The 11,428-nt window shown below is 61.8% G+C and carries 9 protein-coding genes; 4 read left to right on the top strand and 5 right to left on the bottom strand.

Annotation, left to right across the window (positions count from 1 at the left end; genetic code table 11):
• Positions 1–59: 59 nt before the first annotated feature.
• The 3 genes from HMPREF3096_RS11485 to HMPREF3096_RS30885 form a co-directional block, all read right to left on the bottom strand.
• Positions 60–1,460, bottom strand: coding sequence for an FAD/NAD(P)-binding protein (locus tag HMPREF3096_RS11485; protein WP_032731173.1), 1,401 nt, complete (start codon positions 1,458–1,460; stop codon positions 60–62).
• A gap of 46 nt (positions 1,461–1,506) precedes the next feature.
• A complete protein-coding gene (ssuD, locus tag HMPREF3096_RS11480; protein WP_022065017.1) occupies positions 1,507–2,679 on the bottom strand; it encodes an FMNH2-dependent alkanesulfonate monooxygenase in 1,173 nt (390 codons plus the stop codon).
• 77 nt (positions 2,680–2,756) lie between these two features.
• The gene (locus HMPREF3096_RS30885) at positions 2,757–2,873 is read right to left on the bottom strand and encodes a hypothetical protein (protein WP_004219275.1); all 117 of its coding nucleotides are present in this window, start codon (positions 2,871–2,873) and stop codon (positions 2,757–2,759) included.
• A 77-nt stretch (positions 2,874–2,950) separates the two neighbouring features.
• Between HMPREF3096_RS30885 and HMPREF3096_RS11475 the strand changes: the two genes are divergently transcribed.
• Both HMPREF3096_RS11475 and xni read left to right on the top strand, forming a co-directional pair.
• The gene (locus HMPREF3096_RS11475) at positions 2,951–4,894 is read left to right on the top strand and encodes a sigma-54-dependent Fis family transcriptional regulator (protein WP_032731174.1); all 1,944 of its coding nucleotides are present in this window, start codon (positions 2,951–2,953) and stop codon (positions 4,892–4,894) included.
• A 96-nt stretch (positions 4,895–4,990) separates the two neighbouring features.
• Positions 4,991–5,746 carry a flap endonuclease Xni gene (xni, locus tag HMPREF3096_RS11470; RefSeq protein WP_004142871.1) on the top strand — a complete coding sequence of 252 codons (756 nt, stop codon included), beginning with the start codon at positions 4,991–4,993 and terminating at the stop codon, positions 5,744–5,746.
• 70 nt (positions 5,747–5,816) lie between these two features.
• Here xni and fucO read toward each other — a convergent pair whose 3' ends face one another.
• Both fucO and fucA read right to left on the bottom strand, forming a co-directional pair.
• Positions 5,817–6,965 carry a lactaldehyde reductase gene (gene fucO / locus HMPREF3096_RS11465; protein ID WP_032731175.1) on the bottom strand — a complete coding sequence of 383 codons (1,149 nt, stop codon included), beginning with the start codon at positions 6,963–6,965 and terminating at the stop codon, positions 5,817–5,819.
• Between the two features lie 27 nt (positions 6,966–6,992).
• Positions 6,993–7,640 (bottom strand): L-fuculose-phosphate aldolase, encoded by a 648-nt coding sequence (fucA, locus tag HMPREF3096_RS11460; protein ID WP_008806270.1) that lies wholly within the window; start codon positions 7,638–7,640, stop codon positions 6,993–6,995.
• A 566-nt stretch (positions 7,641–8,206) separates the two neighbouring features.
• Here fucA and fucP point away from each other — a divergent pair.
• A complete protein-coding gene (gene fucP / locus HMPREF3096_RS11455; protein ID WP_008806271.1) occupies positions 8,207–9,517 on the top strand; it encodes an L-fucose:H+ symporter permease in 1,311 nt (436 codons plus the stop codon).
• Positions 9,518–9,549: 32 nt separating this feature from the next.
• Positions 9,550–11,325 (top strand): L-fucose isomerase, encoded by a 1,776-nt coding sequence (fucI, locus tag HMPREF3096_RS11450; protein ID WP_032731176.1) that lies wholly within the window; start codon positions 9,550–9,552, stop codon positions 11,323–11,325.
• Positions 11,326–11,428 lie beyond the last annotated feature (103 nt).

Raw genomic sequence — 11,428 nt, 5'->3', positions numbered from 1 at the left:
CGCGGCCCGTCGCCGGGGCGCACGCGGCAAAATGAATCAGGGAAAATAAAGGGAGGTATTCAGTACGCAGGACATCGGGAGTCCAGCGGGATCCCGAGCGTGAGTAACGCTTGCGCCGCCACGTCGGCGGCATGGTCGGCTACCTGCGGCAGGCCCATCAGTTCGCCAAAACGCCCGCGGGCGGCCGGACCGGCCACCAGCACCGGCGGCGCCTCAACGTGCGGCTCAGCCACTGCCCGGGAACGGCTGTCCACCTCCAGGCCCATGCCGAGGGCATCGGCGCGAATCAGGCCGCGGCGGGCGAGGTCCTGTAAAAATGGCTGGCTGTCGGTCAGGGCGCGGTGTGCGGGTCCGGTCGTCAGGATCAGGTGATCGACGCTCAGCGTTTGCACACCGCCGCCGCCGCGCCGCGCCAGCGTCAGTCGCAGCGTTTCGCCTTCACCGCTTATCGACAGTAGCCTGGCCGCCTGCACCTGCAGACTGCCCGTGCGCTGGCGCGCCTCCAGCACCTCGGCGACCTGCGGCGCCACGCGGTAGCGGTGGACATCCCAGTAATGGCGCAGATGGCGCAGAAAACGCTGGCGATCGGCGACGCTGAGCGCCTGCCAGATCCGCTGCCCCTGTTGACGAACCGCATCCAGCACCACCTGCCAGCTCAGGCCCTGCTGCGCCGCATACGCGACGTCGAGGCGGATCTGGCGCAGGCGCTGACGCAGGCTGCCCTGCTGATAGTCGCCGGGCCAGGTTGTCCCTGTGCCGCTAAGGTTGCCGCGCGACAGCAGGCCATGGCGCGAAAAGGCGATGATACTGCCGCGGTGGCCCAGCCGGTCCAGCGTCGCGACCGTATCGGCCATGGTTAATCCGGTGCCCATCACCGCCACCCGGGCGTGCGGGGCGATGGCATCGAGCGCGCCGGGCTGCCACGGGTTGGCAATCAGCGCCGGATGATGACGCCAGGCTTCGGCCTGCGGCGGCAGAGAAGGCGGTGGATGACTGATCGCCAGCACCAGCAGATCGGCCTTAAGCTGCAGGCCGCCGTCGGTGGTCACCGTCCCCTGATGAAAAGCGAGCGCCCGATCGCGCAGGTGGCGAAGCCGTCCGCCGCTGGACGCCACGGCGTCGGCAAAACGCTGCGCCACATAACGACCAAACTGGCCGCGCTGAGGGTAGACGGAACCGTCCGGGCGCAGCGCCTGCACATCGACGGCAAAGGCAGGCTGATGGCGGTACCAATGATCGAAGGCGCCCTCTTCGTCGCCGGCCAGCTGCATGCGAGCGGCCGGGACGTTAATCCGGTGCGTCGGCTCCGCAGTGGAGTAGGCCACCCCTGCCCCGGGGGACTGGCGCGGCTCCAGCAGCGTCACGCGCACCCCGTTCGGCGCCAGGCGCAGCAGCTCAATCGCCACCGCCGCGCCGCTAAAGCCGCCGCCGATAATCACGATATGCGGTTCTGCACTCATCGCAGCCCTCCTCCGGTATGCTGTCTCATGGTCGCGCTCCGGGCCATCAGCTGGCGCTGACCTGGCGCACCGGGCGCTTATCGCCGCCGATGGTTTCGCCAAACGGACCGGTGTTCACGCTACGCGCCTTCGACGAGGCCGCGTTTTCCAGCGGCAACAGAGGCATCACCAGCTCAGCAAAGCGGTGCGCTTCTTCCAGATGTGGGTAGCCGGAGAAGATAAAGTTGCTGATGCCGAGCGCCTGATATTCGCGGATGCGTTCCGCTACCTGCTGCGGATTACCCACCAGCGCGGTACCCGCGCCGCCGCGCACCAGTCCGACGCCGGCCCACAGATTGGGCGCAATGCGCAGATTATCGCGCGACCCCTGATGCAGGGCGCTCATCCGCGCCTGGCCGGCCGAGTCCATGCGGGCGAAGATCTTTTGCGCCTGGGCAATGGTATCGTCGTCAAGATGGGCGATCAGCCGGTCGGCGGCGGCCCATGCCTCTTCTTCCGTTTCGCGCACAATGACGTGCAGACGAATGCCGTACTGCAGGGTGCGTCCGCGGGCCGCGGCGCGCTCGCGCACCACCGCCAGCTTCTCCGCCACCAGTTCCGGGGGTTCGCCCCACGTCAGATAGCTGTCGATCTGCTCGGCCGCCACATCAATGGCCGCATCAGAAGAGCCGCCGAAATAGAGCGGCGGGCCATTCTCCTGTACCGGCGGGAACAGCACTTCAGCGCCTTCCACGTGAATATGCTCGCCGTGATAGTCCACTTTTTCCCCGCGCAGCAGGCGGGTGTAAACATCAAGAAATTCGCGGGTCACCTGATAGCGCTCGCTGTGGCTGAGGAAGATACCGTCGCCTTTGTTTTCCACCGGGTCGCCGCCGGTAACGACGTTGATCAGCAGCCGACCTTCCGATAAACGGTCGAGGGTGGCCGCCATCCGCGCCGCCAGGGTTGGCGGCTGCAGGCCCGGCCTGACCGCCACCAGATAGCGCAGACGGCGGGTCAACGGCGCCAGCGCCGAGGCCACCAGCCACGAATCTTCACAGCTTTTACCGGTGGGGATCAGCACGCCGTAGTAGCCCAGACTGTCGGCCGCCAACGCCACCTGCTGCAGATAAGGTAAATCGACCGGGCGTCCACCCTCGGTGGTACCCAGATAACGGCCATCGCCATGGGTAGGTAAGAACCAGAAGACATTGATCTTGTCGGGAGCTTGCTGCGTCATTATCTATTTCCTATATAACCATATCCGATATTTATCGAAGAGATGTTTTAATTTGGTTATATGAGTGTTAGCGATAATCATGCCAATGGTGAATAAAAAATTAATCTTTTAAAATCAATGCACTGAAAACGGCTTCTCCGCGCCGCGCTGTTGCAAATCGCGCAGCCGCCGCGCATCCGCTGGCGCATTTGCAACAGCCGCGGGCCTTCCCCCTCTGGTTTCTGCGGCCGCCGCAGGATAAGTTCAGAGCGTCAACGATCGGAGGCCCGCTATGCTGAACCCAGAATCCCCTTCCACCGCTCCCGCGCTGATCGACCCGGCGTCGAAGGCCTTCCAGAGCCTGCTGGACAAGCTCGCGCCAACGGAGGCGACCGTGCTGATCGTGGGCGAAACCGGCACCGGCAAGGAGGTGGTGGCCCGCTATCTCCATCATCACAGCGCCCGTCGCCAGCAGCCGTTTCTGGCGGTCAACTGCGGCGCGCTGACCGAGAGCCTCGCCGAAGCCGAACTGTTCGGCCATGAGAAAGGCGCCTTCACCGGCGCGCAGCAGGGACAGCCCGGCTGGTTTGAAGCCGCGGAAGGGGGGACGCTGCTGTTGGACGAGATCGGCGAATTAAGCCTGCCGCTGCAGGTCAAGCTGCTGCGAGTCCTGCAGGAGCGTGAAATTACCCGCGTCGGCTCACGCAAAGCGATTAAAGTGAATGTCCGGGTGATTGCCGCCACCCACGTCGACCTGGCCCAGGCGATCCGCGAGCGCCGCTTTCGCGAGGATCTCTACTATCGACTGAATATCGCGGTGGTGCCGCTGCCGCCGCTGCGCCAGCGTCGGCAGGATATCCCGCTGCTGGCGCACCACTTTTTATCACTCTACGCCCGGCGCCTCGGGCGGCCAACCCTGCGTCTGGCGCCGGAATCACTGGCCCGGCTGATGGACTATTCGTGGCCGGGCAATATTCGCGAGCTGGAAAACACCCTGCACAACGCGGTGCTCCTCAGTAAAGAAGAGGAGATCAGTCCTGCCCAGCTGCGCCTGGCGACGCTCAACGACGCCCCGGCGCCGGCGAGCGATCATGAACTGGACGACTTTATTCGCCACCAGCTGGCGCTTCCCGGCGAGCCGCTGTGGCAGCGAGTGACCAGCGCCCTTATTCGCCACGCCATGGCGCATTGCGACGATAACCAGAGCCAGGCGGCCGCGCTGTTGGGGATCAGTCGGCATACCTTGCGCACCCAGCTCGCTAACCTCGGGCTGATCAAAAGCCGCCGCCGCCCGCCTGCGCCGCCGCGGGCGTTCGCCAACGCAGCCGGGGCCGATCGCGAACTGCGCATTGGCTACCAGCGCTTCGGCAGCCTCGGGATCCTGAAAGCCCGTCAGAGTCTGGAAACCGCCTTCGCCAGCCTCGGCGTCAACGTGCTGTGGAGTGAGTTTCCTGCCGGACCGCAGCTCCTCCACGCCCTCGCCTGCAACGAGATCGACTTTGGCACCACCGGGGAAGCGCCGCCGGTGTTTGCCCAGGCCAGCAATAGCGAACTGATGTACGTGGCGTGGGAGCCGCCGGCGCCGCGCAGCGTGGCGATGGTCGTCCCGCAGGAGAGCGACATTCGCCAGCTCAGCGATCTGCGCGGTAAACGCATCGCCCTCAATAAAGGGTCAAATGTCCACTGGCTGCTGCTGCAGATCCTCGAGGACGCTGGCCTGGGTCTGAACGACGTGCGGGTGGTCTATACCCCGCCGAAATACCCGCTGACCGCCAGCGACTACCTGGCGGTTGACGCCTGGATGATGTGGGACCCGCTGCTCAGCGACGCCGAACACACCGGCGAGCTGCGGGTGGTCGCCAGCGGCGAAGGACGAGTCAACAACCATCAGTTTTATCTTTCGCGACGGGACTACCTCGCTCAGCATGGCGATATCATGCGCCGTCTGTTGACGGAGCTGACCCACACCGGGCAGTTTATCGACTCACATCGTGGCGAAGCGGCCCGCTTACTCTCGGCAGAGCTGGGGATTGACGCCCGGTCACTGAGCATGGCCCTCGCCCGCCGCAGCCATCGCCCAAGGCCGATGGATCTGTCGGTGATCCGCGCCCAGCAGACCATCGCCGATCGCTTTTACGCCCTCGGGCTTATCGCCAAACCGGTCCCGGTGCGCGAAGCGGTGTGGTACGGCGAACCCGCGCCCGGTATCGTCAGCCCGCAGATGGCGGTCAGTTAGCGAAATTTGCGCGTTATCTTCCTGATTGTTCAGGCGCAGATAGCCTCGATCCGATGGCGATGTTACCCTAAAGACGCTGAGAATAAGGGGGTATCTGTGGCTGTTCATCTGTTAATCGTCGACGCGTTAAATCTGATCCGCCGCATCCATGCGGTGCAGGGTTCGCCCTGCGTCGATACCTGCCTGCATGCGCTGGAGCAGCTGATCGTCCACAGTCAGCCCACCCACGCGGTGGCGGTGTTCGATGATGAGGATCGCGCCCACGGCTGGCGCCACCAGCGCCTGCCAGAGTACAAAGCCGGCCGCGCGCCGATGCCGGAGACGCTGGTGGCCGAGATGCCAGCGCTGCGGGCGGCCTTCGAACAGCGGGGGATCCGCTGCTGGGCCTCGCCGGGCAGCGAAGCGGACGACCTCGCCGCCACCCTGGCGGTAAAGGTGGCCCAGGCGGGCCATCAGGCCACCATTGTCTCCACCGACAAAGGCTACTGTCAGCTGCTGTCGCCCACCATCCGCATCCGCGACTACTTTCAGAAGCGCTGGCTGGACGCACCCTTTATCGCCAGCGAGTTCGGCGTCACCCCGGAGCAGCTAGCGGATTACTGGGGGCTGGCGGGGATCAGCAGCTCGAAGGTGCCGGGCGTGGCGGGCATTGGTCCCAAAAGCGCCGCCCAGCTGTTGAACGAGTTTCAGGACCTGGAGGGGCTGTACGCCCGTCTGGCCGAGGTGCCGGAGAAGTGGCGCAAAAAGCTGGCCGCGCATCAGGAGATGGCCTTCACCTGCCGGGAAGTGGCCCGCCTGCAGACCGACCTCCAGCTGGATGGCAATCTGCAGCAGCTGCGGCTGACGCGCTAACCATCGTTAAGAGGTGCGCCGGTGCAGGGTAACTGCCTCCGGCACTGCCTGCTTTACCCGGGCCAGGCAATCACCAGGCCGCCTGATATAACCCGACGATATCGGCCAGGCTCGCCTCACGCGGGTTACCGCCGGTACACACATCCTCCAGCGCCGCCTGCGCCAGCGCCGGAATATCCTCTTTCCTGACGCCCACCTCGCGCAGATGGCCGGGAATACCGACATCGCGGTTTAGCTGGCAGACCGCCTCCACTGCCGCCTGGCGCGCGGCAGTCAGGCTTAACGCTTCCACCCTGACGCCCATCGCCCGGGCGATATCGCGATATTTTTCCCCCGTCGCCTCAGCATTAAAGCGCATCACGTGCGGCAAAAGGATGGCATTCGCCACGCCGTGCGGCGTGTTGTAAAAAGCGCCGAGCGGATGCGCCATGCCGTGCACCAGCCCGAGCCCGACGTTGGAAAATCCCATCCCCGCGACGTACTGGCCCAGCGCCATGGCTTCGCCCGCGCCGGCATCCCCGGCAACTGAGCCGCGCAGCGCCCCGGCAATGATCTCGATAGCCTTGAGGTGCAGCGCATCAGTCAAAGCCCAGGCGCCGCGAGTGAGATACCCTTCGATAGCGTGCGTCAGGGCGTCCACGCCGGTGGCCGCCTTCAGCGCCGGCGGCATGGCGTCCATCATATCGGCATCGATAAAGGCCACCTGCGGGATATCATGCGGATCGACGCAGACGAACTTACGCCGCTGTTCTTCATCGGTGATGACATAGTTAATCGTCACCTCCGCCGCGGTACCCGCGGTGGTCGGCACCGCGAAGATCGGCACGCTGGGCTGACGGGTGTGCGACAGCCCCTCGAGGCTACGGACATCGGCGAATTCCGGGTTACGCTGAATAATACCGATCGCCTTACAGGTATCCTGCGGCGAACCGCCGCCGATGGCGATCAGGTAATCCGCCCCGCTGCGCTGAAAGGCCTGCAGCCCCTGCTGGACCACGGCAATGGTCGGGTTAGGGATCACGTCGCTGAACATATCCCATGCCAGCCCGGCGGCATCCAGTTTATCAGTGACTTTCGCCGCCACGCCGCACCGGGCGAGGGTGCTGTCGGTGACGATCAATGCTTTGCGATAGCCGCGCCGCGCCACTTCATCGGTTAATGCGTTTATCGCCCCCCGGCCAAACCACGCCGTTTCGTTGAGGATCATTCGGTTTGCCATCGCGTCTCTCCTGTTAGCGTTGCGGCATCACTCTTCAATACGTAATCCGTAGGTTTTGAACTTCTCCAGCACGATGGCGATCGCCTCGTCATCCAGCACCGGTACCGGGTCGATAATCGCCAGCGTGCTGAGGTAGAGCTGGGCCAGGACTTCCACTTCATGCGCCAGCCAGAGCGCTTTCTCCAGGCTGGCCTCGCAGGCGATCAGGCCATGATGCTGCAGCAGCGTGGCTTTGCGGTGCTTCAGCGCTACCGCGACATGCTCAGACAGCTCGCGGGTGCCGAAGGTGGCATAGGGCGCGCAGGGGATCGAATTCCCGCCGGCCGCGGCGATCATATAGTGGATGGCCGGGATGGGCCGGTTGAGGATCGACACCGCCGTACAATGGACAGCGTGATTGTGGACCACCGCCTGGGCATCGGGCCGCGTCTGGTAGGCCGCCTGATGAAAACGCCATTCGCTGGAGGGCAGTTTTCCCTGCTCATGCTGGCCGTCGGCATCAATAAAGACGATCTTGTCTTCCGTCAGCTTTTCATACGGGATACCGGTGGGGGTGATCAACATTCCTCCCTGATAGCGCACGCTGACATTGCCGGCGGTCCCCTGATTTAACCCCAGGCGGGTCATTTCCAGGCAGGTATCGATAATCTGCCGGGCCAGTCTGTTTCTTTCCATTGCGTTCCTCTTGTGGTGACTCATCATCCGTCAACGGCAGGGCAACAGGAATATCGTCGGCTACCGTGGGATAGGGTGAATAATGGTCTTCATCATCAACCTGAATAATCAAAGGGGAATTTTCATGACTATATTTTGTGAACCGCGTCAATAATTCCGCCATGAATAAAGCAACCATGCCCATTAAGAGAGTGTTTAAAATGCCCGTTCTTAATAATATTTCATCAAGCGGGCATTTTATTTCTTTGTAACATTTGCCCGTTTTCCACGATATACATTCATTCGGTCATTAGCGTTGTGGTTTTGTGAATTTATTTTCTCAAACGGTCAGCGTTTTTGAAAAATTAAAGTGACAATTATCACATAAAATGGCCCGCAGATCGTTAAGTGTGACCATCATCATATTAACAGGCGGTTTTTATTTGAAAATGAAGTCATGAGTTCCGCCGTGACTTTCATTTCACTCACCGGCGCGTCACCTGAGCTCACTTAATTTTGCGGTCTGCTGCAGCACCAGACTGCGCCCTGAATGCTGTTGTAAATGCTTCTGAACTGATGAGGACGCTATGGGAAACACAACGATACCAACGCAAAGTTACCGCGCCATGGAGAGCGGGCAGAGTAAGAGCTACATTATTCCTTTTGCTCTGCTGTGCTCCCTCTTTTTTCTGTGGGCGGTGGCTAATAATCTGAATGATATTTTATTACCGCAATTTCAACAGGCCTTTACCCTGACTAATTTCCAGGCCGGATTAATTCAGTCGGCCTTTTATTTTGGCTATTTTATTATTCCCATCCCCGCTGGGATGCTGATGAAAAAATTCAGCTATAAAGCAGGCATTCTTACGGGTCTGTTTTTATATGCCTGCGGCGCCGCGCTGTTCTGGCCTGCCGCCGAAGTGATGAACTACACTTTATTCCTGATTGGATTATTTATTATCGCCGCCGGGCTTGGCTGCCTGGAAACGGCGGCCAACCCGTTTGTGACCGTTCTCGGTCCGGAAAGCGGCGGTCACTTCCGCCTTAATCTGGCCCAGACCTTTAACTCATTTGGCGCCATTATTGCCGTGGTATTTGGCCAGAGTCTTATTTTGTCTAACGTCCCGCATCAGCCGCAGGATGTGCTGGATAAAATGACGCCAGAACAGCTCAGCGCCTGGAAGCACAGCCTGGTCCTGTCGGTACAAACCCCCTATATGATTATCGTGGCCATCGTCCTGCTGGTTGCCCTGCTGATCGTCTGTACCCGCTTCCCCTCCCTGCAGAGCGATGACCACAGCGACAGCGCGCAGAGCACCTTCCTCGCCTCGCTGACGCGCCTGATGCGCATCCGTCACTGGCGCTGGGCGGTGCTGGCCCAGTTCTGCTACGTCGGCGCGCAAACTGCCTGCTGGAGCTACCTGATTCGCTACGCTATCGAAGAGATCCCGGGCATGACGGCCGGTTTCGCCGCCAACTACCTGACCGCCACCATGGTCTGCTTCTTTATTGGCCGTTTCACCGGCACCTGGCTTATCCGCCGCTTTGCGCCGCATAACGTGCTCGCTATCTATGCGTTTATCGCCATGCTGCTCTGTTTGCTCTCTGCCTTCAGCGGCGGCCACGTCGGTCTGCTGGCCCTGACCCTGTGCAGCGCCTTTATGTCCATTCAGTACCCGACCATCTTCTCGCTGGGGATTAAGCATCTGGGCCAGGACACCAAATATGGCTCGTCCTTTATCGTCATGACCATTATCGGCGGCGGGATCGTCACCCCGGTGATGGGCTTTGTCAGCGACGCCGCCGGCAATATCCCGACCGCCGAACTGGTCCCGGCGCTGTGCTTCGCCATCATCTTTATTTTTGCCCGTTTCCGTTCACAAGCGGCGACGAACTAAACCTGTTATCCGCATAACCTGAGGGATCTGTAATGAAAAAAATCAGCTTACCGAAGATCGGTATCCGCCCGGTAATCGATGGTCGTCGCATGGGGGTCCGCGAGTCGCTGGAAGCGCAAACCATGAACATGGCGAAAGCCACCGCCGCGCTTATCAGCGAGAAACTGCGCCACGCCTGCGGCGCCCGGGTGGAGTGCGTGATTGCCGATACCTGCATCGCCGGCATGGCCGAGTCGGCCGCCTGTGAAGAGAAATTCAGCAGCCAGAACGTCGGCGTCACCATCACCGTCACCCCCTGCTGGTGCTACGGCAGCGAAACCATCGACATGGATCCGCTGCGCCCGAAGGCCATCTGGGGCTTTAACGGCACCGAACGTCCGGGGGCGGTCTATCTGGCCGCCGCGCTGGCGGCCCATAGCCAGAAAGGGATCCCGGCGTTCTCCATCTACGGACATGACGTGCAGGATGCCGATGACACCTCGATCCCGGCGGATGTCGAAGAAAAACTGTTGCGCTTCGCGCGCGCCGGCCTGGCCGTCGCCAGTATGAAAGGGAAAAGCTATCTGTCGCTGGGCGGCGTCTCAATGGGCATCGCCGGCTCCATCGTCGACCACAATTTCTTTGAATCCTGGCTCGGCATGAAGGTCCAGGCTGTCGACATGACGGAGCTGCGCCGGCGAATCGATCACAAAATCTATGATGAAACCGAGCTGGAGATGGCGCTGGCGTGGGCGGATAAACACTTCCGCTACGGCGAAGATCAGAACGCTGAGCAGTATAAGCGCAATGAAACGCAGAGCCGCGCGGTGCTGAAAGAGAGCCTGCTGATGGCGATGTGCATCCGCGACATGATGCAGGGCAACCCGAAACTGGCGGAAAAAGGGCTGGTGGAGGAGTCGCTGGGCTACAACGCCATCGCCGCCGGTTTCCAGGGTCAGCGCCACTGGACCGATCAATACCCCAATGGCGATACCGCTGAAGCGCTACTCAACAGCTCTTTTGACTGGAACGGGGTGCGCGAGCCGTTTGTCGTCGCTACCGAAAACGACAGCCTCAACGGCGTGGCCATGCTGATGGGTCATCAGCTCACCGGCACCGCCCAGGTGTTTGCCGACGTGCGCACCTACTGGTCGCCGGACGCCGTTGAGCGGGTCACCGGGCAGCCGCTCACCGGACGGGCGGAGCACGGCATCATTCACCTGATTAACTCCGGCTCTGCGGCGCTGGACGGCTCCTGCCAGCAGCGCGACGCGCAGGGCAACCCGACGATGAAACCTCACTGGGAGATTGAGCAGAACGAGGCGGATGCCTGCCTCGCGGCGACCGAATGGTGCCCGGCGATCCACGAATACTTCCGCGGCGGCGGCTTCTCTTCCCGCTTCCTGACCGAAGGCGGCGTGCCGTTCACCATGACCCGGGTGAACATCATCAAAGGTCTGGGGCCGGTGCTGCAAATTGCCGAAGGCTGGAGCGTGACGCTGCCCAAAGCGATGCACGACCAGCTCGACGCCCGCACCAACTCCACCTGGCCCACCACCTGGTTTGCCCCACGTCTGACCGGCAAGGGTCCGTTCAGCGATGTTTACTCGGTCATGGCCAACTGGGGCGCCAACCACGGCGTGCTGACCATCGGCCACGTTGGTGCGGATTTCATTACCCTCGCCGCCATGCTGCGCATTCCTGTCTGCATGCACAACGTGGAAGCGGAGAAAATCTACCGCCCCTCCGCCTGGGCTGCGCATGGCATGGATATCGAGGGCCAGGACTACCGCGCCTGCCAGAACTACGGGCCGCTGTATAAGCGTTAACAGGTTGGTTTCGACCGGTGGCGCAGGCTTACCTGGCCTACAGATGCGCGCGGTCTGTAGGCCGGATAAGCGCCGCGCCATCCGGCGAAGTTGTTTCGGGAGT

Source organism: Klebsiella sp. HMSC25G12, from assembly GCF_001807705.1.
Lineage (GTDB): Bacteria > Pseudomonadota > Gammaproteobacteria > Enterobacterales > Enterobacteriaceae > Klebsiella > Klebsiella variicola.
Note: the sequence above shows the minus strand (reverse complement) of the source record. Positions and strands in the feature narration are given on the sequence as shown.

Excerpts from the sequence above, each read along its gene's own strand:
- fucP (WP_008806271.1), top strand. The coding sequence starts at position 8,207 with ATGGGAAACACAACGATACCAACGCAAAGTTACCGCGCCATGGAGAGC.
- fucO (WP_032731175.1), bottom strand. The coding sequence starts at position 6,965 with ATGGCAAACCGAATGATCCTCAACGAAACGGCGTGGTTTGGCCGGGGG.
- fucI (WP_032731176.1), top strand. The coding sequence starts at position 9,550 with ATGAAAAAAATCAGCTTACCGAAGATCGGTATCCGCCCGGTAATCGAT.
- HMPREF3096_RS11485 (WP_032731173.1), bottom strand. The coding sequence starts at position 1,460 with ATGAGTGCAGAACCGCATATCGTGATTATCGGCGGCGGCTTTAGCGGC.
- fucA (WP_008806270.1), bottom strand. The coding sequence starts at position 7,640 with ATGGAAAGAAACAGACTGGCCCGGCAGATTATCGATACCTGCCTGGAA.
- HMPREF3096_RS11475 (WP_032731174.1), top strand. The coding sequence starts at position 2,951 with ATGCTGAACCCAGAATCCCCTTCCACCGCTCCCGCGCTGATCGACCCG.
- ssuD (WP_022065017.1), bottom strand. The coding sequence starts at position 2,679 with ATGACGCAGCAAGCTCCCGACAAGATCAATGTCTTCTGGTTCTTACCT.